Source organism: Proteus sp. PR00224 (assembly GCF_016238105.1).
Lineage (GTDB): Bacteria > Pseudomonadota > Gammaproteobacteria > Enterobacterales > Enterobacteriaceae > Proteus.
In genome coordinates, this window is the sequence record NZ_JAEHQU010000002.1 from 33,349 (window position 1) to 54,706 (window position 21,358).

Below are 21,358 nucleotides of genomic sequence, written 5' to 3' on the forward strand. Positions count from 1 at the left end.
TAACCTTGTTAACATTTTTTATATTGATATAAATCATTATAGGTAGAAGGGTTATAACTTAACATATATATACAACTTTACTTGTTGTGAAAAATGTTAGGGTAATGTCAATGTCAAAAATTAAAAATAATACTTCTATTACTGAAATGAGTCGGCGTGGATTCATTCAGTCTGCAGCCGTTATTTCTGGTGCTGCTGCTGTTGCAGGAACGGTTTCATTACCATTCGCTGCTAATGCTCAAACTCCCCAGGGTATTCGTCCTGATGAGACATCTGAAACTATCAAATACAGTGCATGCTTAGTGAACTGTGGTAGCCGTTGTCCATTAAAAGTTCATGTGAAAGATGGCGTTATTCGTCGTATTTCTAATGAAACTATGTATGACGATTCAACATTTGGTCTTCACCAAATTCGTCCGTGTCTGCGTGGTCGTTCTGTACGTTGGAAAACATATAATCCCGATCGTTTAAAATACCCAATGAAGCGTGTTGGTAAGCGTGGTGAAGGTAAATTTGAGCGTATTTCTTGGGATGAAGCCACTTCAATCATCGCGGAAAAATTAAAATATACCATCGAAAAATACGGTAATGAGTCTATTTATTACCAATATGGTACAGGCTCTACAGGTGCAAACTTACACGGTAGAACGGCATGTAAACGCTTATTAAGTACTGTTGGTGGTTTTTTAAGTGACTATGGTACTTATTCATACTCTCAATTAACCGGTATTGTGCCTTATGTTTATGGTGACATGCTGGAATCACTGTTAACAGAAATTGAGAATTCAGATTTAGTTGTGATGTTTGGTCATAACCTTGCTGAAACACGTATGTCTGGTGGTGGTCAGTTCTATGAAACGTTAAATGCGTTAGATAAGAGCAAAAGTAAAGTTATCATTATTGACCCTCGCCGTACCGACAGTGTGACAACATTAGGTGCAGAATGGATCCCTATTTATCCGGGTACTGATGCTGCGTTAGTCGCTGCATTAGGCTATGTGATGATCCAAGAAGGCCTCACCGATGAAGATTTCTTACGCGAATACTGTGTCGGTTGGGATAAACAAACACTACCTGCATCAGCACCTGAAAATGGCTCTTATAAAGATTACATTTTAGGTAATGGCCCTGATGGCATTGCAAAAACACCAGAGTGGGCAAGCAAATTAACTGGTATTTCTGTTGCACGTATTATCCAATTAGCGCGTGAAATTGGCGGTGCAAGAGCTGCGTGGATCTCTCAAGGTTGGGGTATTCAGCGTACTTCAAATGGTGAACAAGCCTGTCGTGCGATTATGATGCTACCATTAATGTCAGGTCATATTGGTCGCCCTGGTACAAATACAGGTTGTTGGGGTGGTAACGTTGCTTATCCAGTTGCAAGTTTTGCTCTACCTAACCCAGTTAAGACCTTGATCCCAACATTTATGTGGTCTGAAGCAATTGCTCGCGGTGAGCAACTTACCAGCAAAAATGCGGGTGTCAGAAATAAAGATAAGCTCGATACGGGTATTAAATTTATGTGGTGTTATTCCAGTAACGTGATTGGTAACCAACACGCTGACTTGAATAAAACACATGATTTACTGCAAGATGAATCAAAATGTGAGTTTATTTTAGTGTGGGATAACCACATGACACCATCTGCAAAATACGCTGATATCTTACTGCCAGATGTGACAACCGTTGAGACAAACGATCTTATCAATAACTCTTACGCAAGTGGTGCTTACCACTATGTCGTCCGTTTACAAAATGCGATTAAACCACTTTGGGAAAACCGCCCTTGCTATGATGTCTTAACTGATATTGCAGAAAAGATGGGCACCAAAGAGCAATTCACCGAAGGACGTACTTACGAAGAGTGGATTGAATATTGCTATAACCAAATGCGTGAGAAAAACCCAGCACTGCCTACATTTGCAGAAACTAATGATGTAGGAATTATCGATCGTAAATTACCTAACCGTAATCAATACGTTGCACTTGAAGCATTCCGTCAAGATCCTATCGCGAATCCATTAAAAACAGCGTCAGGTAAGATTGAAATTTATTCTGAAAAGCTTATGCAAGATACCGATGGCTGGATTTTACCAGAAGGCGATCGTATTCCTGCAATTCCAGAATATTGTAAAAATGAAGAAGGCGTTGAAAACGTTAAGCTTAAAGAGAAATTCCCTCTGCAAATGACGGGTTTCCACGATAAAGGGCACGTTCACTCAAGCTACTATAACGTTGCTATGTTACGTGAAGCTATTCCTCATCAATTCTGGTTAAACCCAATTGATGCAGCTGAACGTGGATTAAAATCTGGCGATATTGCTGAGATTTATAATGCTCGTGGTCGTTTAAATATTCTCGTCAAAGTGACAGATCGTGTATTACCTGGTGTGATTGCAGTACCGCAAGGTGCATGGCGTTCACTTGATACAACAGGTGTAGATACAGGTGGATGTATTAATACATTAACAAGCTGGCACCCATCGCCGTTTGCTAAAGGAAATCCACAACATACAAACCTTGTTGAAGTGAAACGTGCATAAGGAGTTAACTCATGAAGCAATATGGTTTTTATTTTGACTCCACTAAATGCACTGGCTGTAAAACGTGTCAAGTCAGTTGCAAGGATGAAAAAGATTTAGATTTAGGCCCTAAATTCCGCCGTGTTTATGAATACGGTGGTGGTAGCTGGGCAAAACAAGACGGGATCTGGACACAAAATATCTATAGTTATTATTTATCCATTTCTTGTAACCATTGTTCAAACCCTACTTGCGTTGCAGGTTGCCCAACTGGCGCTATGCATAAACGTGAAGAAGATGGCTTAGTGGTTGTTAACCAAGATATTTGTGTTGGTTGCCGTTATTGCGAATTGCGTTGCCCTTATGGTGCACCACAATTCGATGAGAAGAAAAAACTCATGTCTAAATGTGATGGTTGCTACGAGCGTGTAGCACAAGGCATGAAACCGGTTTGTGTTGAGTCTTGTCCTCAACGTGCACTTGATTTTGATGATATTGAAGTGATCAGAGCAAAACATGGTACTGAATGTGGTATTGCACCAATGCCTGATCCTAGCTTGACCAATCCAAATATCGTGATCAAAGCCCACAAAGAAGCGAAACCTTCTGGTGATAAAACCGGCTCAGTTCAAAATGCGGCGGAGGTATAAACCATGCATGAACTTCCTCTAGTCTTTTTTACTGTTTTAGGTTCGTCAGCAGCAGGCCTGTTTCTTATTGCTTATATCAGTAAAAAATTAGGTCAAATTGATGAAAACCAACTGCGTAATGCTAATATTTTAGCCCTGATTTTAACATTAGTTGGCTTAGGTATTGGTGGATTACACGTTGGTCAGCCACTGCGTTTTTTCAATATGCTCTTAGGCGTTGGTCGTTCTCCAATGAGTAATGAAGCGTTTTTAAGTGGTGTGTTTACAGGTTTTGCTTTTGCAACTGTTGCACTCACTATGATGAAAAAATGGAAGGGCTTACGTGAAATTTGTAACCTACTTACCGTTGTTTTTGGTCTAGCATTTGTTTGGTCAATTCCTCAAGTTTACCATATTCCTACAATTGCTAACTGGAACACAGACTACACCACATTGCAATTTTGGATGACGTTATTAGTTGGCGGTGGTGTATTAGCAATGGCAACAGGTTCAAGACGTTTAGGCGCATTGTCCTTTATTATCGGTGCCATTATCACTTTTGCTACTCGCTCTGGTTATGTGAGTTTCCTTGGCTTTACAGGCCCAGAACTCAGCGCTGACCAATCTCTATTTTGGGGATTCCAATTAGCTGTATTAGCATTAGGTGTGGTTATCGTAGGATTTACTGCAGTAAAAGCCCAAGCATCAAAAATGACGCTAGCAACTTGTGCTGCTGCGGTCATTATTGCAGAGTTATCAGGTCGTATTGCATTCTATAACTTATGGCATATTACAATGTAGTCTTAATTTTCTTACAAAGTAATCCGTAAGAGAAATAAACGAAAATGCATACCTTTTTAGGTATGCATTTTTTTAGAATGCAGAGCCCGGTTGCTGTAAAAAGGCTAATTCTTCGGGTGTAGACGTTCGGCCTAAAATCTCATTACGATGAGGATAGCGACCATATTTATCAATAATTTCTTTATGTCGCAGTTCATATTGATATGTGTTTTCATCATTAAGCTGAGAAAACAAGGTAACCGCATCTTGATGAATTTTAGATGATTCTGAATGCATAAATGGCATGATAATAAACTTACGTTTAACAGGTGTTAAAGTCAGGTATTCAGGTAATCGGATAGCTTCTTGCGCTAAGATTAATGCCATATTATCTTGGGCAAAAGCTTTTGGCGTATCACGCCAAATATTACGTGAGAACTGATCAAGAATAATAATCTCAGCTAAGCGCCCTTCTATTGTTTCTCTCCATGATGCCAGCTCGCCACGACTCGCACTTAAACATAATTCACCAAATCTGCGGCTAATTTCTTTATCAAACTGAATATCTTTTTTAAACCATTGCTCTGGTGTGCATTCTTCAAACCAAAACGTCAAAGTTGATTGATAAGGGATCATAAAAACTACCACGCTAGTTATTTATTAATCAAAACAGCGTTTATTTTCATCAAAATAAACGTCATTGGCGGATTACGACTTTGGTAAGTTACCATTTTAATATAGTGACGGCTATTAACCCCGATCCGAAAAAGACATAAAAATAAATCCCCTTTTCAATCTTAAAAGGGGATTTTAAATGCTTCCTAGCTAACGCTTAAATCCATTAAGTCGCGCCATCCATAAGCTCATTTATCTACAAGTATGTATAAAATGGCATTCATCCCATTTATTACATTCTGTCGATATCATGATGTAATATAATTAACCTGTGCACTTTACAAACATTGAATTTATCTCTTCATCACTATCCTGCCTTAAAAATCAGCATTTAAAAATTTTAATTTTTATAGTGAAACCACTAAAAAAGATCGATACCATTTTGTTCTATTTTTTAATAACCCTCGTTTCAAAACAATAAAGATTGTTACAAATAATAAGCTAAATCAATCTACTACATTTTATTTTTTTGATTTTTAGGCTTTAACCTTGTTATTATCTTGTGTGACTACACCGCAAAGAAATCGGAGATCAAAAATGAGATGAATGTTTAAAATTTGCACATTAGTAATGACATTTATTGAAAAGTTTGCCCTATTCCTCTGTTTCTTTAACAATTTTGGAGTACAATTGTTGCAGTCTATTTACTGAATGATCTGTTATGTCTGCTATCTCTATTATTGGAATAAGCTACCTTATTGGGGCTGTAATATCGTTTATTATTACTTTCTTTTTAACCAAAGATCCTAGCCTAGCCATGCGCCTTTTAAGTGCATTATTAATCGCCTTAACTTGGCCTCTTAGCTTCCCTATGGCACTTATCTTCTCTATTTTTAGTTAATTTTTCCAAAACAAAACGGATAATGTAGTTATATTCTATTAAATTAGAATAATAACTATTTATTATTCTACGGATAATTACTTATATTAATTTAATTATAAAAATAACACATTTAGCTTAGATTTTATTAAAGAAAAAATATTTAATGGTTGGTTTAAAACTTAAATGACATTAACTTATGCTATATATATCAATCAGTTAAAGCTGAATCAGTTTTTCAAAAATATAGATACCCGTTTAAATACACTTTATAAGTTATAATGTTTTTATAAATTTACAATCAAACTTAATTTCATTACAGTATCTAATGTAAATTGGTTAAATGCCTTTCTTTTTATATTACCGAAAATAAATTATTAATCAGAGCCTAAATATGTTTAGCGAAAATGTCATTACAGATATTATCTATTGGATTGAAGAGAATTTAGAAAAAGATCTCAAACTCGAAAATGTCTCACAGAAATCAGGATATTCGAAATGGCATCTTCAACGTATGTTTAAAGAACAAACAGGTCTGACATTAGCCTCTTATATTCGAGCAAGGCGTCTTTCTTGTGCTGCGGTCGAATTACGTTTACAAAGAACACCACTACTTGATATTGCGTTAAAATATCGTTTTGATTCTCAGCAGACATTCTCAAGAGCGTTTAAAAAACTGTTTAATATAACGCCTTATAATTATCGTAGAAAAGAGAATTGGCAAGCTCACGGCTTTACACTACCGTTAAGAAAATTTAGTGGTTTTAACCTCGATATTGAGATTGTCACAATAGACTCTCTTCCATTAATCGGTATAGAGCATACCTATAAAGCAAATATGATTGATTGGAATTTTAGTACAGAAAAAGCGCGGGAAGATTACTGGAAGATTTTCTTTCAATATGCACTTTATAAACATGATAAAGTCTATGCGGTACATAATATTTTATCTAAGAAAAATGATGAATTAACCGTTAAATATTCAACTATGATGGGTAATACGCCTGAAATTTATAATGCTCAATTGACTCATCGAACTCAGATAGAAAACACAAGATATTTAAAATTTAGTATTCCTGAAGCATTATTAAAATTAGATTATAAAGATATCATCTATAACACCTATGGTATTTTACTTAGAAAACTCAATATACCAAGAAAGAACGGTGCTCCAGATATTGAAGAGTATATTTTTAAAGATGATTATCCTATTTCAATTCTTTTAAACAAACCTGCATCACTATTAAAAGATGTTAATTATTATATTCCAATTGAAGTGGATGATAAGGACAAAAGTAAGATAAAAGAGTAGTTTTATCTTATTGCTGAAAAGCCACCTATAAAATAGGTGGCTTTTTTATATCCACTTTTATAAGAATGAAGATTAATTTTTATGATCTAATGTTGTAAAAAATATCATTAATCTGGTTTTTTAGGCCATTCAATGTTTTCTTCTTCGAGATTAATTATTGTTAATTGATAACGATATTTTTTCCATTTTTCTAATTTATCAATATCTTCTTCTTTTATATACCCCCCCTCACTTGCATCTTTTAACGGTTCAATTATAAAAGATGCTACATTAATTAAATGTTTTCTTTTTTCTTCTTGATTAGCAATTATTTCTTTTTTATCTAGTGGTTTAGGAGCATTTACTTTTCCATATTTCCCTGATATACAAAGTCTATAAATTTCTCTTCCAATAAATTCACCATCATTAGGGGTCGCAAAATAAGGGATTACCTTATCGAAATTAGTTAATTTCACTTCACATTCAACACCATTCTCTAATGGAATAATGTTATGCTGTTGTATATTTCTAATATATTCAATCATTTCTAATTCCTTTTATTTTAAGCAACTCTTACAAATAAAGTAGTTCCACCATATGGTTTAGGTCTAGATCCTCTATCTCCGGATGTCGTAGCTAAAGCTTTCCATGAGCCACTTACTGTTCCTGATTGTAATATAGTGTAGAAAGCATCTTCTGTAGAAGATGTTGATACATAATAATTAGTTACCGATGCTCTACTAATATTACCTCCAGAGATAATGGCACCAACACTAGCAGAGTTTGTATTACCTAATATATAACTACCAATCCCTCCTTCAATATTAGCGGTTTTAGATAAATAACGAGCATCAGCTTGAGCTTGAGTTAAAGCACCTACATCCCCAGCCGTTAGCGTAATATCTGAATTTAATTGTTTACCATTAACTTTACGAGTATTAGGTACTCTATTATTTGCATTTGTATTTGCATTATTAGCAGTATTCTGGGCTGTTGTAGTTAATGTTTTCACTTCATTAATTTGTGCTGATGTTGCAGCACCAACATCATTAGCTGTTAATACAATATCTGCAGATAAAGTTTTACCATTAACTTTTCGACCTGATGGCACATAATTCCCCTTCGGCTGATATTTTCCATCTGATTCACCTTTGGAATATGCGCCCACATCAGCTGCGGTCGGTTTATTTTGACTATTAAACTCTTTTGCCCATGGTGTAAAATTACCTTTATCATACTGGCTACGAGAATAAATACGGCTCGTGTTATAAACATAATAAAGTTGAGTAATACCCGCATTTTTTAAAACAATTAATGTACCCGCCATGGTTTCTGGGTAATTTAAATTTGTAGTCGCATTTGCATTCGCTGGCTGAAAATAAATACCCGCTGTTTTATAGTTATTTAAATTTTGATTAGCGCCAATTGAAATCGCCTGATTAGAAAAAATATCTTGCGATGTTACCGTTACATCACCACTCAATGGCTTATCATTAACTTTACGAGTGGTAGCAACATAATTGCCTTTCGCTTGATATTTATTATCCGCTTCAGATTTTGAGTAACTATAACCCGCTACTTGGTAATTCCCTTTCCCCTGATATTTACTATCAGATTCAGCTTTAGTATAGCTTTCACCTTTAGTCGCATAATCGCCTGACGGTTGATAACTTCCTTTTGGCTGATATTTACCATCAGATTCTACTTTGGTATAGCTTTCGCCCTTAGTGGCATAATTTCCCGCAGGGGCATAATTCCCTTTCGGTTGATATTTCGTATCAGTTTCGGCTTTTGAATAACTATGACCTTCAACTTGATATTTACCTAGTGGTTGAAAGCGTTTGTCCGCATCGTCTTTAGAATAAGCGCCAACTTCATTCGCTGTAATATCCGCTTTTAATTCAATCCATGCATTACCAGCAATTGGCTCAACATTATTATTTTCAATTTTAGACTGCCAAGCTTTATTTTTATGATAAACCACACTACGAATAGGATAAGGTTTGCCTGCTTCCGACCACTTAGCAAAACCCTGCAATTGCATTTCACCAATAGACTCGGTGATATCGTGAAATAAACTATTCATTTTTTCACGTTCAATATCTTTTGCTGCTGGATCAGTAACTTGGTCACGTTCATAATCGTAACCATAACCTTGTGTATAAGACACAGAACCATCAGATTGAATTTCAACAGGCACAACTGTTTTATCCCCTTGTGTTGCAAAGGGGGTTTTAAATATTTTAGTCATAGGAATTATTCTCCGAAATTACTCTTCAGAAAGTTTTTACGATATTGACCATAACCAAAGGCCTTCTTGGTTACGATACGATATTTGACGCCCACGCCAGAAGGACGCGGCATTAAGTCGAAGTTTTCTAATAAAAGACGTAAACGTTCATCTGGATTAAAATTAAAAACATAATACATATACGTCATATCAAAAGGATCGAGCACAAAGACTTTGCTATCTTCACGCCAGAAAAAACGTTTAAGAAACTCATTAATATTGGTCACGGTAGGACTTTGAGTGAGATTAAAATAACGCATTCTCACCAGCATTCTTTTTTGATCTAAAGTCAGCGATAGAGTGTAATCCGCATTTCGTCTAAAGTTTGCCTTAAAATTGGTTTTCTTTTTACCAAAGCCAAAACCTATTTTATTTTTATCACTAGGAGGAATATCAATCCCTAAAGGCACATCTAAAATACGTGACCATACGGATAAACCAAAGTCGTTAGCTGTATCAATATTAAATACATCTCGATACCAGTTTTGCCAAAATGAAACCGTAGATTGATTAAAGTAAGCCGCTTTTAAATGTGCTAATGCTTTTAGCTTATCTGCATTTTCATATTGCCAGAGGATCGCTTTAAGTAGATCAGAATGAAAATCAAATTCTTGAATATTCATACGATCACCACTTGTACTGCCCCTTTTGGTAATCGGGCAATTTGATTAAGACCAATAGGAATTAATGCAACATTCCAATTCTTTCCATCTGTTGAAAGCTCCACTTTAGTGACAAATAAATGAGGCTCCACCGCATTAACCGCCGCTGAAATTTCAAAAGGGGAGACTTCTCGCCCGACCACCAACCCATTGTCTCCATCTATTTCACCCTGTACCCATTTCTCTAACGCATTAGGAATAATGGTTTGTGCATCAATATTGGATTTTTTTACAGAAACACGGCAAAACACCAATATTTCTTTCGGTCGTGAAAATTTAATAGGATATTCTTGACCACTTGCTGGCTCTATTACCTTTATTTCAATATCACCATTAAATGCAGCACCTATTGTTTTTGTTCTTAATAATGATTTAGCAATTTCATGGCTATCCCCACCTTCTATACACACGTAAATGCTATGCGGTAATAATGAAATACCATCAACAATTAACGCTTTATCATTAAAATTTTCACGAAAAGAAAGAGAATTAACGCCCTCTAATTCATATAACGAAGAAGTAATTGCGTCTGCAACGCTGACTGTATTTTTAGCGAGTGTTTGTTTACGCCGACGCCTTGCCTTTATATCTGACTCAGCATGACGACCAACAACTGCATGGGTTAAGTTATTCACTTTTTCCCATCCTAATACAGAACTTGCCACTTTATTTAATTGCCCAATACCACAAGTAATAGAGCCATATTCTTTGGCTCGCATATCGCCATTAATTTTCCCATTATTAGCGATAATTAATGGCGATAACGTTTCAAAAACAGCCCCCATTATTGTGAGTGCCTGAGAACCTTTAGGAATAATAGTACCGGGAATACCCGTAAACTCGACATCACTTAAATAGGAATGTGTGGCATTAATACGCTCGCCGCCCATTAAAGCCCATATTGCATCGAGAAAAATACCACCAGCAATATCTGGATTTATTTGATTTGCCAGTTCAGCATTATTACGAACAATCGCATCCCGATTTTCAATTTCCATAGTCGCCAATACTCCTTGTGGAGTTTCTGGCGATAAATTAATGGATTGACCAAATACAGCACGAAATTCGTCTTCTACACGATTTCGTAATGTTGATGTATCAGGAACAATCACACCTTTATTATTGATATAACGATAGTCAGCCATTCAATGTAAATCCTCCATATATCGTGCGTATATCTGCCTGATATTTCAATGTTCCCTCTTCTAGAAAAGCATGGAAATAAGTGATAGAGACAACGTCCTCTATTTCAGCAATACGTTGTCGAAACGCCATTTCAAATAAAGGAAGATCAGCTTGTCGGCTAAATGTTGCTGACCAATAAGGAATACCTTTATCTTTTTTATGTAGCATTTCACCACGGACAGCCTTAATAAAATGCTGACAGAGATTTTTTACTGCATCATCGTTGTCACAAATTTGAAGGTTACCATCAGCACCTATCGCAAAATCATTCTGCTGGTTTATTGAAAATGTCCTCATATTGGACTCCCTGTATTGTCTTTCCCTGCTTGCACCCCACTATGAGTATGTGTTGAGCCGATATCTTTTCCGTTATGGCGCATCAGCCCACCTTGTGAATCACTATTACCATTTACAACGTAATTACCATTAACAGTAACATTGCCAGTAAATATCGTTTCAGGTGCGTTGATCTCATATTTTGGGGTTTCTAATACAACTTTATCGTTATGAAGAGAGAAACAGACTGAACCATCCATTGACTGAATAACTAAGGCATCAATGTTCCTCCCATCAATAGCCCATCCTTTGATCGTGTCAGGAAAAAACATAGCATCACTAAACGAATGTAATCGTGTTGTATTGGGTTGATCTTCTAAACCACCACGTTGAAAAATAAGGCTAATATCACGATCACAGGCTTTTAACCAGCCAAAATCACCGGGTTTAATGGGGGCTCTAATAAAAAATCCACCGCCACCAAATCGAAACACAGGAATGTTAGCAACAGGGGCTCGAGAGATTTTTTCATCATCCGTAGTCAACATCATGACCAAGGGCTTTATCATGGCTCGGTTGGTTTTTTCATCATAATTAATGACAGTTGCGGGTAACATATCATCTGTATTCATCATTAAATGGCGAAATGCAGACGAAAAAGCCCCTGCCAGTGAACCAACACTAGCAATATCATTATTGGGTTTACTCATAGTTAAGCTCGTTTACATGTTGCGGTATAGGCAAAATCAGCATCATGAGAGGCAACTTTAAATTCAAGCTGCTCAATAATGTAATCGCCATTTAGTGAGGTATTTAGTTTGCTATCAAGGCGAAGCATTCCGCCTAATTCAGAGGTACTATCAATAAGATAACTCACCGTCAATCCACTCTCTGTGGCTTTAGGAATGCCAATCATGCCTGAATTCATATTCAAAATACGAAATCGGCTTTTTAATGCTTTATCGTCATCTTTTACGAATAACGTATCATCATCAATAAAAGCTTTAACATTTCCTGACTCTTGTAAACGCTCTATTTGATGTAATGCGGAGCCACAATAATACCAATTAGCAATATTCTTATCGGTCGCCTGAAAATCTAATTTCACACCACAGTCATTAGCAATGGCTAACGCGATTTCACTCAATTTTTGAATTGCGCCACCACTAGAAGAAATAATTTTCCCAGAACAATGATGGCTGGTTTTTGCAGATAACGTTACGGTGACATTCGGAGGAGAGTCTATTTCTGCACTGACGATATCGCCAATAAAAAGCGAAAATAAACCAGAGTTAATTCGACCAACTTCTAAATAAAGCCGCCGAGCTTGCTTATTTTTATTATAAGGGCTGGTTTCCGTCAGCAAATAATCCCTTGTCTCGGCATTAAGCCCTGTAATAGCGATTTTACATTCGTTTTGTAATGGATTTGCATATTTTTTTCCTCCTGCTGATATACGCAATCCTTCATACCATTGAAGCCTTTCGCCGACCTCAATCCCCACCCTTATTCGCCGAAGATCCATCTTCATTACTCCAATACACTAATGATTGTGTTTTTGTAAATTCCTCATACCACGGTAAAGCATCATTTTCTGTTAAAAAAACTAAATTAATCCCTTGGTTTAAATAACGATAAGGAATAATAGGTGTATTAGCGACCAAGCGAATACCTGTAATAAGTACTTCACCATCTCGCTCAATATCACAAAACATGGTTTGATTAGCGACCTTCAACGTAAAAATCCAATCAACACCAGCTATTTCGACAGAAAATCGCTGATTAGGAATAGCTTGTAACGGAATAGTTTGCATTTTATCTACCTCCTATTTTTCTTTTTTTCCTATTTGTGTTGATTTTTTACTTTTGACATTTCCACGATTGACTGTTGAGGTTTGCTTTGGTTTTTTTGTCGATTTAGAAGATTTTTTATTATATTCAGGCTCTATTGTTTTCCATTCTATAAATTTGAGTTTTAATTCGATGGCATTCACTTTTTGGGGATCTTCATCATGACTGAGGCTCTCTAACAACATCGGTTGATAGGTTTTGACTCTAGTTTGAATTCCCACCAGTGTGTGTTCGTCATAAAGCTGCTTGATAATAGAGTAACGATTCACAATATCACCCGTTAATAGTAATTCGACACTTATACTAATAGGATCAACAATGATGTGGTCGCTACGATTTTCACCATTTTCAACCGCAAATTTAATAACTTGGTGACTATCAGTAATCGAAACTTTCATCGGATTAACGCTATCAAATAGTGTTGCAAATGACTCTAAATCAAAAATTCTAACTTCAGTTATCATAATTAACTCTTACCTCCGCTAGAGTAGTGCTCTGAAATTTCTTTAGCAGCTTCATTTATCAATGTTTCATTAATCGCTTTCGCAACACCAGGCCCGTCAGTGGCTTGTGTTTCAATTCTAATTTCACCAATTTGAACATTACTTTCATTTTTAACGCTTGATTGGTTACTGATCATTTGACTGGTCATCGGGTTTAAACTATTTGTTGATGACAGTGTTAATCCATTATTTAACGCATTTACATCTTGTACTGGATTATAATAGGGTATTGCTGGCTTTGGTTGTGGAATGGTGTAATTGAGATTGCCTTCGTCAGATAATTGTCGCTCTACTTTTTGAACAACTTTTATTTCGTTTTCAGCATCCTCCATACCTAAAAAGCTTTTTGCTGATTGCCAAATCCCTTTTATTGAATCAATACCTTCATTAACCCAACCTAATATTTTCTCTATATATTCCCACATCCAACTAAATACACTAACCACAGCATCAGAGACAAAAACAAAAACATTAATAATTGATTGCCCCCACTCGATAATATTATTAATGCCTGCATTAAGCGCTATAACAAATTGATTAAATGCGTCAGATATATAATTCCAAGCAGCAATAACATGTTCAGCAATAGCCTTTGAAGCAATCGTTAAAGATTGAACAAAAACTTGCCATGCTTCCCATACAATCATTATTGCGTCTTTAAGCGCGGGGTATTGATCCAAAATACTGCCTATCATTGAATCATTACCATTAATAAAATTCATAATATCGTCATAGACGAGTTTAAATGCCGTCGCTAAGATGCCAATAACAGCAGCAATAGCTAATATAGGGAGTGCCGTTGCAAGTGTAGCAACTGCCGCAGACACCATTGCAGGTAAATAAAAAATGGCAACAGCACTACCAATAGCTGAAAAGAAACCGATAACAAAATCTTTATTCTCAATACAAAAATTAACTAATTTATCAAACCACGTTATTCCTTTTGCAAGAACGGGAATAATTATCTCTAAAAAGTTATTTTTTAATTGTGCTGCTAATTGATCAAACTTATTCATTACTGCATTAAGTTGAATAGAACTTTCGATACTTTCATCATTAATACCAGAAAATTGTTTTTGAACCCCCATTGTGCGCTCTAATTCTTCGCGCCCCTTCATCATTAATTCAATGGTTTTTTCATCGACAACACCCAGTTTTTCCAGCTCTTTTTGGGCACCATCAAAGCTCATCCCTTTGACTTTATCTGCGGTCTTTAAAAGTTGTTCGATAGGATCTTCTGTATCATTAAATGCATTGGCCATTGCCGTCAAATCAGCTTGAGCGGCCTCTTTTGTGCCCCCCATTTCAGCCATAACACCTGAAAATGCATCGATATCGATAGCTGCGATACCTATTTTTTTACTCAGTTTATCTAGCGACTCTATTTCTTTGGCGCGATCTAATGAAGCAGAAAAAACCTTTTGCAAAGTCCCCGTAATATCCTTAGCGCCAATGGCGTTAAGAATATAGTCCTTCATTTTCGCTGTGGTTTTCTGATAGCTTTTACCTGTTTCATCAACACTATCACCTAATCGACGTTGAGCCTTTGCTTCTTTAACTGCCGCTTCAATGCCTTGCGTTTGCATTATGGTAATAAAAGTATCGTAATCAGCACCTAATTGTTTAATCAGTGCATCGATGACAATTTTACTTTCTTTATTTTTCTTTTCAGCTTCAGTTAAAGAACTCAACTCACCATTAAGTGAAGATAATTGCGCCTCCATTGCATCATATTCAGCATTGAGGCTTGCTAAAATATGAGCTTCCGCTGCGCCATTGTTATTGACCAATTCTCTTTGGTAATCTAACACCGACATAGCGCTTTTCAGGTCATCAATACTTTGTGTTACTGAATTAATTTTATCTTGAGTTTCACTGATATTAAGATCAATATTTATTGGCTCATTAAGTGATAAGCCCAGCATGCCCACTAAGATTTCTTGCAAGAATTTATCAAACTCTTGCGTTCCCATTAGTGCGCTTTTAACAATGCTTTGAATTGAGTTTTCAATAGTTACAGAAGCACTTGTCATTTCATCACTATTAAATGAAATACTTATGTCATGATCTTCGGGTAATTCCCCAAGATTGAGGTGAATTTCTTGAACAAAGTTATAGAAACTAGTAATACCTCCTGAAACCCCCTGTTCAATATTTTTCATTTCAACAAGAATTTCATCTGCTGATTTTCTAATATTTGCTAATGCACTATCAGATACTTCAGCCTCCAACATTAGTACCTGAGAAAATACCTGTAATAGAGACATTATCTCTCCTTTGACGCCGCAAGCGCCTCGTTATAACGATTAGTAATCGCGATCTCCCACAGATCAAAGGCTTCCTCTAGATCTATAGTTGTTTTGAGTTCTGTGAAGGAGGCGAAACCCGCGGAGATGATGACTGCAAAGAAGCCATCAGCGTTTTTATAATCGACGGGAGAGAACCGCTGAACTTGCCTAGCAGGTATTGTAGGAAATTTGGGCTCCCGTCTTTGCCGAAAAAACTGGTGTTGTATTTCAGCATTTCGAGTTCAAGACGAATCAAAGCTTCCCCATCAGGCACATGATTATCAATTAATGTGCTGGTTTTTAGATAAATCTCTTGCCCTTCTTTTTCAACTGCCACATAAGCCATCATTTTTAACATGGCTTCTTTGCTAACTTCATAATCGCCAATTTTAGGTGCATTTGATAAAGGATATTTAGCAAGAATTTCTCGCCCAATCGTTGCAGGTAATCGGCTAATAATAAAAGTATGTTCTTCACGATCACTATCAATAACAGTGATCTCTTTTGGTTTAATTAACATAATTAAATTCCATAAAAAAGGCGGCCAAAGCCGCCATTAGATGAATAAGAATAACGCTAAAAATTAACGTGCTCTGACACGATCAAAATCTTGGAAAATAAAGGTGTACTGTTTAGATTTGAGACGCCCAGCACTCGCAATTGAATTACCACGACTACCATTAGTAATTCGACCATTACGAGCAGTGGTAATAGAGCCATCACCATAAGAAGCCACTAATGTAATAATATCGCTTGCATGACGACGTCCTCGTCTTGCTGTATTTGCATCAAGCAAAATAGCCAAGTTTTCATCTTCTTCACTACCTGCTAATACATTAACCGTCACAGTTTGAGGTGTAGGCGCTGACCAACTCACTAAATTACCATTAATATCTACTGCGGTTTGAGTGATATCTACTGCTGGTAAATCTAAAGGATCACCATCATCTGAAAATGTGGTAATAGGAATACCTGCAGGAAATGTGTTACTTGCCTGAATAATTAAACTTAAACCTGTTGCTGAAATATCGTTCATTGTTTGTTCCTTAAACTAAATTGTGTGAGCCTTCAACTTTACGAACCCAATCGCCTTTACCGTAAATTAATACATATTTCATGATGTATTCTGGTAAATTAGAAGGGCCTGTTTCTTCAACGATTTCAGCGTTATACCAATAACCTTTATTTTGTACATCGTGCCACGCTAAATCATCACCTGCTGCATCTGTAATTGCGATTTTTTGTACTTCAGCCAGCGTTTTACCCGTAAGAATAGTGCCATTATTTAATGCTTTCGTAACCGCACCCGCAATAACCATCATCGCTCTTGCTTCACCATCTTTATTCGCTGGAATACCACGAGTGGAAAGCAATAAGCTTAACCATTGCTGTGCGATATGGGCTTTTAGCCATTGCTCATTAGTATGAACACTCATATCTAATGGATTAGAAGCATTTCCACATAAAAAACCACGTTGATAGAAGCTAATATCAGTGCCAGTAACAGCTGTTTCACCGTAATAGTTCACGCGTAATTTATCTAATCTATCCGCCGCAATATCTGTCTTAACTTGAGATGGGAAAGTGATACCAAATTGACGATACATATAGTTAGTCGTCGCGTTTGTGCGATCAAAATCTGTTGCCGCCATAATTGCCATCGGTAGAGCTTGAACAAAAAAGTCATCATCTGTTTTTAAATTTAATCCCGTTGATGCGGTACCGATTAATGCTTTACTATAAATTTCGGCTTGTTTATCCGGAACTGATAAATAGAGCTGGTATTTTACATTTTCACCCGCAATATACTCTGCTAACTCAACACTTTGCTCTACTGAAAGCTCGGTTAAGAATGTCGCACTACCAAATGAATCAGAAATCGCTTCTGCAGCGATAAATGCTTGAAGCGCCGTTTGTGCCACATTACCCTCAGATGCCTCTCCGTCACTTAACCCCATAGCATCGGCTAAAAGTGAGTGATCTATGGTGATCTTCGCTTTTTCTTGTACACCACCACTCATCAAAAAAGCACCATCAAGTGCATTAAAAGTGACGTAACAATTGGCAAATTGAGGTTCGCTTTCAGCATTTAATTTAGCTTGGATCAGAGAAGCAACATCAGCGTAAGACTCAACATCTTTTAGGGAAATATCAGTAATATTTTTAGAGATATCACCGATAGTCAAAGTAAATGCACCCTCTTCAATTAACTTTAATTTATCAAGCGTTGCTGCTGGCGTACCAAATAATGTCGGAGCACGACCTACGGGTTCAAAAGAAGCAATTTGTAGCTCTTTAGGTTTACTAATAGGTGCGGGACTAACATAACTAAAATATTGACGAGCAAATTTCGCTTCTGGTGATCCTGCACCAAGTAATTCATCCACTTGCCCACTAGCAAATTCAAGTACTTTCCCTGCTGGAATTTTAGGGTTTGTTGAGAAAATACGAGCTGTAAGTTTACGCATAGGTGCGGCTGATGCACCAATAACTGCGCTCGCAATATCAATATAGCGCGTTTGTTTAATAGACATATTTATCCTTAAATACGATATAGATTAGTAATAATTAAATTTGTTGCAGCAGTGTCTAAAGATAACGTACTGGAAAAAGTGACATTAAAATCAAATGAGGGATTATGCTCATAACTATTTCCAGCATTTATTATCGGCGCTCGTCTAATTTCGCTCGCACGTTGTATCCCTATTCCCACTTTTCTCATTGATTCGACAAAAGACAACGAATTAATAATCATTCGAGTCATTCGAATTAAATCACCTGCTGTTAAATTTGGATGTTGTTTAATAAAACCTTGAACCTGAAATGTTAATTCGAACAGTTGTTTTTCTTTATGATTTGCATTATTACCTTGAATATTATAATTTCTTTTTTGCCAACCTTGGCCAACCTCCTTTATAGGAAAAAACATAATAATATTATTATCTTGTTTTTTATCTGGCTGATAACCAGCAATAACATCAACATTAATATTTGCTGATTTAAATTGTTTTAATAGTTGTTCACGAATGGCAATATTAATATCATTATCTTTCATTTTACCTCCTTAATATAACTCTCCTTTTCTTTATAAGAATTTAATCTATTTTATTTTATTTTATTTTGTTTTATTTTATTTTATTTTATAAATAATTTTTATTGATTATAAATTAATTAAAGGGATTTTTAATTAATACACTCTTGCCGAATATAATCTTGTAAACCTAAAATGATCTGTTCTGATTGCGCAATTCGTTCTCTGAGTACCCAATAATTTCGGATAGCGGTGTCAGTAGGTCTGGCGGTGCTTGCATCAACCAAGCCGGTGGTGGAATTGGCTGATATTTTGGGGCATTCTGCTTTGATATACACCCGCTCAGGAGTACGCTCACTAATATCACGCAACTGATCAATTTCTTTTTTTGCATGCACAAGTTCCTGTAAATGACGATTATCAAGTTGATTAAGCTGACTTATTCTTAATTGATAATCTTTATTCTCTGCAATCTGTTGAATAAGAGATTGATTAATATTATTGTATTCCTTTTTCAAGGATTTATTTTTATCAATTAACCAAATCGATCCTATACCTAGGCATAAAATCACTATTGCCATTATTTTTAATAAATAATTCATAATAACAACCAGGCATCTTCAAAAACTTTTTCTGAATAAGGTTGATAGCCAAGTTCAATATTAACAATCACTACTGCTAAAGGAATAGCGACATTTTTTAATTGTGTATTAATTGGATTATCTTCCTCAATACCAATTTCTTTTGATGCTCTAATAATATAGCCTGCCGTATTATTTTCGTTAGGTGGAGCATAACGATTGATAATTGTTTTAATAGTGTTTAAACCATATTTTTTTTGGTACGTTTGTAATAATTTGTAGATAGCTCGTATTCCATATTCAGGTGAAATAAATTGACAAAAATCTTTATCGGTTTGCTCTATGGATAATCCTTGCCATTTCGAACCGTGCCGGATATTACCGGGATTATTATTACGCTCACCTCGTGCTATTTTAGCCATTTTTAACTCCTGCTCTTCCTTTAAGGAGTTTACTCACGGAATCTACTCCGACATAGCCAATAAACACACTGGCTAAGTAAGCAAACTCATGATTAATATTAAATAAAATTAGAATATCTTTAATAAACCAAGCAAACATTGCACACATCAGCCCATCTATAGAGGTTTTTTTCCATCCTCCGCCGTTATATAAACCTCGAAGAATAGCCATTCCTCCAGCTAGAGAGGCTGATATTCCTTGTTCTTTCATTGAAGAAAGGACAATAAATATCTGTTCCCATAGATCTGGATTTTCTTTCATTGTTTCTCATGGCTTACCTCCAATAGGAGGAACTGTAATAAATAATATACTCATCCACAGCACTTAAATTTAAGTACTGTTTTAACATGAGTATGTTTATGTTTTATCTAATTAGATAAGTGGCAGATAGAAAAAAAGACCACATGGTGGTCTTCTATTGAAAATAAAATTTAACAGATATCGTTAATTTATATTAGTTACGAAAATAGAGATACAAAAAAGCCCCACTTCAAAAGTGGGGCTCTTTATATTCTGTTGTGAGGTCTTTAGATACAAATCTCTCACTGTGGAGTTATAGTATGCTTATTTTTCCTAGAAGTCAATAACTAGTTTCTACAAAAATAAATAAATAGAGAAAATTATTACTTAGCAGTCACTTCTTGCAGAATTTTTTCTGATAAGGACTCTTCTTTAAAGCACTCTTCAACTAAATGTTCAAATAACGGCTTGTAGTTACTGTACGCAGCAGTTTTAGAAACACTCACCACCATTTGTACTTTCTCTAATACTTCGCTGAATTTTAAACGAGGATACCCGCGTCCTGAACATTGATTACAAGGTTTGAAAACAGACATACCCTGCTTTTCACTCTCTTTTTTATCTAAAACTTGACCACGTCCATGACAACGACATGCTAAACGAATTTCAGCTTTCCCCTTACATGTAGGGCAAACCACTCGAGTTGTTTCTCTTACTTCACGGTAAGAAGTTTTATTTTGGGGTTTAACTTTAAGCTCATTTTTAAAATTTCGCTCAAGCTCTTTAACAGATTTTGAGGTGTAGCTTTTGGTAGTAAAAACGTCAACTTCAATAAATCCATTACTGCAATCAGGACACGCTTTCTTACTTGCGGCACTTCTTGCGTAATCTTGGAAAGCATAATTAGCAATAATGTGTAAAACATTAGCTTTCACATCTTCATTAAGTTTATCAATGACTTTATATTGATAAGCTTGGGTTAGTGCATATTGATAAAGGCTTTCTATTGCTTCACTGGGATGATTAATACTATGTTTAGCTAAAAATAACTCTATGCCCATTCGCCCTTTTCGAGTTGCTAAACTAATTGATGTCATCACATCAGTCACTGACAGTGAATCTACTGCCTTCACTGTTCTTACATCACTTAATACAATGCTTTTTGGTGAAAAATATTTAGGTAAGTCTGCTAGTCTCATTTAATGCTCCTTTTGATTTCCTATCACTACTCATTGGTCATCCATGTACCACGACAAGGCATGGCATTTATGC

24 protein-coding genes are annotated in these 21,358 nt (G+C 36.0%); 5 read left to right on the forward strand and 19 right to left on the reverse strand.

Annotation, left to right across the window (positions count from 1 at the left end; translation table 11 throughout):
- The first annotated feature begins 110 nt into the window (after positions 1 to 110).
- The 3 genes from JEP71_RS03530 to JEP71_RS03540 are packed head-to-tail and all read left to right on the forward strand — an operon-like array spanning position 111 to position 3,952.
- On the forward strand, positions 111 to 2,543 hold the full coding sequence (locus JEP71_RS03530) for a DMSO/selenate family reductase complex A subunit (protein WP_198625775.1): 2,433 nt from the start codon (positions 111 to 113) through the stop codon (positions 2,541 to 2,543).
- Between the two features lie 11 nt (positions 2,544 to 2,554).
- Positions 2,555 to 3,172 (forward strand): DMSO/selenate family reductase complex B subunit, encoded by a 618-nt coding sequence (locus JEP71_RS03535; RefSeq protein ID WP_023581764.1) that lies wholly within the window; start codon positions 2,555 to 2,557, stop codon positions 3,170 to 3,172.
- 3 nt (positions 3,173 to 3,175) lie between these two features.
- Positions 3,176 to 3,952 (forward strand): dimethyl sulfoxide reductase anchor subunit family protein, encoded by a 777-nt coding sequence (locus JEP71_RS03540; RefSeq protein ID WP_198619798.1) that lies wholly within the window; start codon positions 3,176 to 3,178, stop codon positions 3,950 to 3,952.
- 72 nt (positions 3,953 to 4,024) lie between these two features.
- Here JEP71_RS03540 and JEP71_RS03545 read toward each other — a convergent pair whose 3' ends face one another.
- On the reverse strand, positions 4,025 to 4,567 hold the full coding sequence (locus tag JEP71_RS03545) for a DUF924 family protein (protein ID WP_198619797.1): 543 nt from the start codon (positions 4,565 to 4,567) through the stop codon (positions 4,025 to 4,027).
- 700 nt (positions 4,568 to 5,267) lie between these two features.
- Between JEP71_RS03545 and JEP71_RS03550 the strand changes: the two genes are divergently transcribed.
- The gene (locus tag JEP71_RS03550) at positions 5,268 to 5,447 is read left to right on the forward strand and encodes a GhoT/OrtT family toxin (protein ID WP_036912664.1); all 180 of its coding nucleotides are present in this window, start codon (positions 5,268 to 5,270) and stop codon (positions 5,445 to 5,447) included.
- A gap of 373 nt (positions 5,448 to 5,820) precedes the next feature.
- Entirely contained in the window at positions 5,821 to 6,738 is a 918-nt protein-coding gene (locus JEP71_RS03555) for a helix-turn-helix domain-containing protein (protein ID WP_198625776.1), read from the forward strand.
- A 107-nt stretch (positions 6,739 to 6,845) separates the two neighbouring features.
- Here JEP71_RS03555 and JEP71_RS03560 read toward each other — a convergent pair whose 3' ends face one another.
- From JEP71_RS03560 to JEP71_RS03645, 18 genes are all read right to left on the reverse strand, one after another.
- On the reverse strand, positions 6,846 to 7,262 hold the full coding sequence (locus tag JEP71_RS03560) for a tail fiber assembly protein (RefSeq protein WP_198625777.1): 417 nt from the start codon (positions 7,260 to 7,262) through the stop codon (positions 6,846 to 6,848).
- 17 nt (positions 7,263 to 7,279) lie between these two features.
- Positions 7,280 to 8,968, reverse strand: a complete 1,689-nt coding sequence (locus JEP71_RS17515; RefSeq protein WP_232797504.1) for a pyocin knob domain-containing protein — start codon at positions 8,966 to 8,968, stop codon at positions 7,280 to 7,282.
- A gap of 5 nt (positions 8,969 to 8,973) precedes the next feature.
- On the reverse strand, positions 8,974 to 9,630 hold the full coding sequence (locus tag JEP71_RS03570) for a DUF2612 domain-containing protein (RefSeq protein WP_196533791.1): 657 nt from the start codon (positions 9,628 to 9,630) through the stop codon (positions 8,974 to 8,976).
- Positions 9,627 to 10,814 carry a baseplate J/gp47 family protein gene (locus tag JEP71_RS03575; RefSeq protein ID WP_198625778.1) on the reverse strand — a complete coding sequence of 396 codons (1,188 nt, stop codon included), beginning with the start codon at positions 10,812 to 10,814 and terminating at the stop codon, positions 9,627 to 9,629. The genes JEP71_RS03570 and JEP71_RS03575 overlap by 4 nt, the downstream gene beginning before the upstream one ends.
- Positions 10,807 to 11,151, reverse strand: a complete 345-nt coding sequence (locus JEP71_RS03580) for a hypothetical protein (protein ID WP_198619794.1) — start codon at positions 11,149 to 11,151, stop codon at positions 10,807 to 10,809. The genes JEP71_RS03575 and JEP71_RS03580 overlap by 8 nt, the downstream gene beginning before the upstream one ends.
- Positions 11,148 to 11,840 carry a Gp138 family membrane-puncturing spike protein gene (locus JEP71_RS03585; protein WP_198625779.1) on the reverse strand — a complete coding sequence of 231 codons (693 nt, stop codon included), beginning with the start codon at positions 11,838 to 11,840 and terminating at the stop codon, positions 11,148 to 11,150. Before JEP71_RS03585 ends, JEP71_RS03580 begins: the two co-directional genes overlap by 4 nt.
- 2 nt (positions 11,841 to 11,842) lie before the next feature.
- Positions 11,843 to 12,655 (reverse strand): baseplate hub protein, encoded by an 813-nt coding sequence (locus tag JEP71_RS03590; RefSeq protein WP_196533793.1) that lies wholly within the window; start codon positions 12,653 to 12,655, stop codon positions 11,843 to 11,845.
- Positions 12,624 to 12,944: a phage baseplate plug family protein gene (locus JEP71_RS03595; RefSeq protein ID WP_196533794.1), complete on the reverse strand. Its 321-nt coding sequence runs from the start codon at positions 12,942 to 12,944 to the stop codon at positions 12,624 to 12,626. The genes JEP71_RS03590 and JEP71_RS03595 overlap by 32 nt, the downstream gene beginning before the upstream one ends.
- A gap of 12 nt (positions 12,945 to 12,956) precedes the next feature.
- Positions 12,957 to 13,445: a phage baseplate protein gene (locus JEP71_RS03600; protein ID WP_109373848.1), complete on the reverse strand. Its 489-nt coding sequence runs from the start codon at positions 13,443 to 13,445 to the stop codon at positions 12,957 to 12,959.
- A gap of 2 nt (positions 13,446 to 13,447) precedes the next feature.
- Complete coding sequence (locus tag JEP71_RS03605; RefSeq protein WP_198625780.1) at positions 13,448 to 15,751, reverse strand: hypothetical protein; 2,304 nt, start codon at positions 15,749 to 15,751, stop codon at positions 13,448 to 13,450.
- 82 nt (positions 15,752 to 15,833) lie between these two features.
- Complete coding sequence (locus JEP71_RS03610) at positions 15,834 to 16,292, reverse strand: hypothetical protein (protein WP_198619790.1); 459 nt, start codon at positions 16,290 to 16,292, stop codon at positions 15,834 to 15,836.
- A gap of 63 nt (positions 16,293 to 16,355) precedes the next feature.
- Positions 16,356 to 16,808: a phage tail fiber protein gene (locus tag JEP71_RS03615; RefSeq protein ID WP_109373851.1), complete on the reverse strand. Its 453-nt coding sequence runs from the start codon at positions 16,806 to 16,808 to the stop codon at positions 16,356 to 16,358.
- A 10-nt stretch (positions 16,809 to 16,818) separates the two neighbouring features.
- Positions 16,819 to 18,306: a DUF3383 domain-containing protein gene (locus JEP71_RS03620; protein WP_198619789.1), complete on the reverse strand. Its 1,488-nt coding sequence runs from the start codon at positions 18,304 to 18,306 to the stop codon at positions 16,819 to 16,821.
- An 8-nt stretch (positions 18,307 to 18,314) separates the two neighbouring features.
- The gene (locus JEP71_RS03625; protein WP_198625781.1) at positions 18,315 to 18,827 is read right to left on the reverse strand and encodes a phage gateway protein; all 513 of its coding nucleotides are present in this window, start codon (positions 18,825 to 18,827) and stop codon (positions 18,315 to 18,317) included.
- A 128-nt stretch (positions 18,828 to 18,955) separates the two neighbouring features.
- Positions 18,956 to 19,405: a lysis protein gene (locus JEP71_RS03630; protein ID WP_198619787.1), complete on the reverse strand. Its 450-nt coding sequence runs from the start codon at positions 19,403 to 19,405 to the stop codon at positions 18,956 to 18,958.
- Positions 19,402 to 19,806 (reverse strand): structural protein, encoded by a 405-nt coding sequence (locus JEP71_RS03635; RefSeq protein WP_198619786.1) that lies wholly within the window; start codon positions 19,804 to 19,806, stop codon positions 19,402 to 19,404. The genes JEP71_RS03630 and JEP71_RS03635 overlap by 4 nt, the downstream gene beginning before the upstream one ends.
- Entirely contained in the window at positions 19,799 to 20,107 is a 309-nt protein-coding gene (locus tag JEP71_RS03640; RefSeq protein ID WP_088495157.1) for a phage holin, lambda family, read from the reverse strand. The genes JEP71_RS03635 and JEP71_RS03640 overlap by 8 nt, the downstream gene beginning before the upstream one ends.
- A 362-nt stretch (positions 20,108 to 20,469) precedes the next feature.
- Entirely contained in the window at positions 20,470 to 21,285 is an 816-nt protein-coding gene (locus tag JEP71_RS03645; protein WP_198625782.1) for an antitermination protein Q, read from the reverse strand.
- Positions 21,286 to 21,358: the final 73 nt, after the last annotated feature.

Bases quoted from the DNA above. Each gene is read 5' to 3' on its own strand.
- JEP71_RS03605 (WP_198625780.1), bottom strand. From the start codon at position 15,751: ATGTCTCTATTACAGGTATTTTCTCAGGTACTAATGTTGGAGGCTGAA.
- JEP71_RS03645 (WP_198625782.1), bottom strand. From the start codon at position 21,285: ATGAGACTAGCAGACTTACCTAAATATTTTTCACCAAAAAGCATTGTA.
- JEP71_RS03585 (WP_198625779.1), bottom strand. From the start codon at position 11,840: ATGAGTAAACCCAATAATGATATTGCTAGTGTTGGTTCACTGGCAGGG.
- JEP71_RS03575 (WP_198625778.1), bottom strand. From the start codon at position 10,814: ATGGCTGACTATCGTTATATCAATAATAAAGGTGTGATTGTTCCTGAT.
- JEP71_RS03550 (WP_036912664.1), top strand. From the start codon at position 5,268: ATGTCTGCTATCTCTATTATTGGAATAAGCTACCTTATTGGGGCTGTA.
- JEP71_RS17515 (WP_232797504.1), bottom strand. From the start codon at position 8,968: ATGACTAAAATATTTAAAACCCCCTTTGCAACACAAGGGGATAAAACA.
- JEP71_RS03620 (WP_198619789.1), bottom strand. From the start codon at position 18,306: ATGTCTATTAAACAAACGCGCTATATTGATATTGCGAGCGCAGTTATT.
- JEP71_RS03590 (WP_196533793.1), bottom strand. From the start codon at position 12,655: ATGGATCTTCGGCGAATAAGGGTGGGGATTGAGGTCGGCGAAAGGCTT.
- JEP71_RS03540 (WP_198619798.1), top strand. From the start codon at position 3,176: ATGCATGAACTTCCTCTAGTCTTTTTTACTGTTTTAGGTTCGTCAGCA.
- JEP71_RS03560 (WP_198625777.1), bottom strand. From the start codon at position 7,262: ATGATTGAATATATTAGAAATATACAACAGCATAACATTATTCCATTA.
- JEP71_RS03545 (WP_198619797.1), bottom strand. From the start codon at position 4,567: ATGATCCCTTATCAATCAACTTTGACGTTTTGGTTTGAAGAATGCACA.
- JEP71_RS03530 (WP_198625775.1), top strand. From the start codon at position 111: ATGTCAAAAATTAAAAATAATACTTCTATTACTGAAATGAGTCGGCGT.
- JEP71_RS03570 (WP_196533791.1), bottom strand. From the start codon at position 9,630: ATGAATATTCAAGAATTTGATTTTCATTCTGATCTACTTAAAGCGATC.
- JEP71_RS03625 (WP_198625781.1), bottom strand. From the start codon at position 18,827: ATGAAAGATAATGATATTAATATTGCCATTCGTGAACAACTATTAAAA.
- JEP71_RS03610 (WP_198619790.1), bottom strand. From the start codon at position 16,292: ATGTTAATTAAACCAAAAGAGATCACTGTTATTGATAGTGATCGTGAA.
- JEP71_RS03555 (WP_198625776.1), top strand. From the start codon at position 5,821: ATGTTTAGCGAAAATGTCATTACAGATATTATCTATTGGATTGAAGAG.
- JEP71_RS03615 (WP_109373851.1), bottom strand. From the start codon at position 16,808: ATGAACGATATTTCAGCAACAGGTTTAAGTTTAATTATTCAGGCAAGT.
- JEP71_RS03595 (WP_196533794.1), bottom strand. From the start codon at position 12,944: ATGCAAACTATTCCGTTACAAGCTATTCCTAATCAGCGATTTTCTGTC.
- JEP71_RS03635 (WP_198619786.1), bottom strand. From the start codon at position 19,806: ATGGCTAAAATAGCACGAGGTGAGCGTAATAATAATCCCGGTAATATC.
- JEP71_RS03580 (WP_198619794.1), bottom strand. From the start codon at position 11,151: ATGAGGACATTTTCAATAAACCAGCAGAATGATTTTGCGATAGGTGCT.
- JEP71_RS03640 (WP_088495157.1), bottom strand. From the start codon at position 20,107: ATGAAAGAAAATCCAGATCTATGGGAACAGATATTTATTGTCCTTTCT.
- JEP71_RS03535 (WP_023581764.1), top strand. From the start codon at position 2,555: ATGAAGCAATATGGTTTTTATTTTGACTCCACTAAATGCACTGGCTGT.
- JEP71_RS03600 (WP_109373848.1), bottom strand. From the start codon at position 13,445: ATGATAACTGAAGTTAGAATTTTTGATTTAGAGTCATTTGCAACACTA.
- JEP71_RS03630 (WP_198619787.1), bottom strand. From the start codon at position 19,405: ATGAATTATTTATTAAAAATAATGGCAATAGTGATTTTATGCCTAGGT.